Origin of the sequence: Kitasatospora sp. NPDC059571 (assembly GCF_042735675.1) — a bacterium.
Classification (GTDB): Bacteria; Actinomycetota; Actinomycetes; order Streptomycetales; family Streptomycetaceae; genus Kitasatospora.
Map to the genome: position 1 here is coordinate 1 of NZ_JBHWBW010000549.1, position 1,864 is coordinate 1,864.

The following is a 1,864-nucleotide window of genomic DNA, read 5'->3' on the forward strand; positions in this document are numbered from 1 at the left end:
CCCGGAGCGCCGCCCCGGCGAAGGACCCGGACGGCGCCGCCGTCCGGCGGATCCGGCAGCGCGGCACGCTGGTGGTCGGCGTCGACCAGAACAGTTACGACTGGGGGTTCCGCGACCCGCGGACCGGCCGGATCGAGGGCTTCGACATCGACCTGGCGCACGCCGTCGCCGCGTCCCTGCTCGGCGACCCGGACCGGGTCACCTTCCGGACGGTGCCCACCGCCCGCCGGATCGACGCGGTCAGGGGCGGCGAGGTCGACCTGGTCGTCCGCACCATGACCATCACCTGCGACCGGCTCAAGGAGGTCGCCTTCTCCGCCCCGTACTTCCGCTCGGGCCAGCAGGCGGTGGTGCCGAAGTCGGCCCGTATCACCGACACCGCGAAGGCCTTCGCCGGCCGGCGGGCCTGCGTCGCCGCGCAGTCCTCCTCCGAGGCCGAGCTGAAGCGCGACCCGCGCGGCACCACGGGCGTCACTGTGGTGGACAACCAGCTGGACTGCCTGGTCCTGATGCAGCTGGGCCGGGTCGACACCACGCTCACCGACACCGTGCTGGGCGCCGCGCAGGCCGCCCAGGACCCGGGCGTCGAGGTGGTCGGCGACACCATCGCGCCCGCCTACCTCGGCATCGCCGCGGCCAGGTCCGCACCCGACCTGGTGGCCTGGGTCAACCAGGTGCTGCTCGACTACCGCGCCGACGGCGGCTGGCGGCGCAGCTACGACCGCTGGCTCGCCCCCACCATGGGGGCCTCCCCGGAGCGGTACCTGCCGTAGTCTCGTCACCCCGCCGGTCTCCCCGGCCGGGCCCGCGCAGCCCGTCCCCCGTCGCCGACCGCGTCACCGCACCGAAGTACCGTCAGCCCAGGGCCCCCGCCGGGGGCGTACCGAGAGAACCGGCCGCCCGGCCCGAGTGCCGCGGGGGCGGCCCGCACCGGAGAGGAACGACCGTTGGCAGGAACTGCCGGACCGGCGATGAGCCGGGAGGAGGTGGACCGCGCACTGGCGCGGCTGGGTGCCGAGCGGGACGCCGTCGAGTCGGCGCTGCTGGCCCTGCAGGACCATCCCGGCCGTCGGCTGCTCGAAGGGGCCGATCTCACCGGGCGCACCCTGGAACGCTGGTCCGCCGCCGGGCAGGGCCTGTCGGTGCTCTGGTCGCTGTTCGACCGGTACTGCGAGGCCCTGGCGTCGGCCCGGGCCGTCCGCTCGCGCCGGGCCAAGCCGGGCAGCGCCGAACTCGCCGAACTGGGCGAGCTGCTCGGCGGCCCGTCGGTGACCGTCTCCGGGGGCCAGCTGCCCGACGGCGGGGCGTGGGTCGGCGGGCCGGCCCGGCTGGTCGAGCGGATGAGCCTGGCCGAGCTGCTGGAGCGGATGAACGCCTGGTACACCACGGTGCTGGAGGTGGTCGTCGCAGCGGACGCCGTCTGGTCGGCGCTGCCCGTCCGGATCGACCTGCTGCTCGCCGAGCTGCAGCGCGTGCAGATGCTGGCGCTGTCGGTCGGTGTGCGGCCGGGCGGGCACCCGCTCGCGGACGACCTGGCCAGGATCGCCGAGGAGCTGACGGAGCAGCGGGCCGAGGTCGCCACCGATCCGCTCGCGCTCTGGCGGCCGGCCCGGGTGCCGGCCCAGCGCGGCACCGGCGCGGGCGACGGCGGCGGGGGCGGGCCCGGGGCGGCGGCCGGCGCGGTGGACACCGCGCGCTTCGACCGGGCCGGCCGGGCGCTGGACGACGTCCGGGTGGAGCTGGAGGGCCTGCTGCGGCTGCGGGACGAGTCGCACGAGCGGCGGGGGCCGGGGGGGGGCCCGGGGGAGCCGGGGGGCCAAACCCCGGGGGGGGGCGGGGGGGTGATAAAAAAAAAAGCGGGCCA

Annotated in this window: 1 protein-coding gene and 1 pseudogene; both read left to right on the forward strand. The window is 76.7% G+C overall.

The window, feature by feature from the left end; all coding sequences use genetic code 11:
• A partial coding sequence (locus ACFV0G_RS35240; protein ID WP_380556758.1) for a glutamate ABC transporter substrate-binding protein occupies window positions 1-773 on the forward strand: 773 nt, incomplete at its 5' end.
• A 213-nt stretch (window positions 774-986) separates the two neighbouring features.
• A pseudogene (locus ACFV0G_RS35245) lies at window positions 987-1,864 on the forward strand (hypothetical protein); the annotation flags it as partial.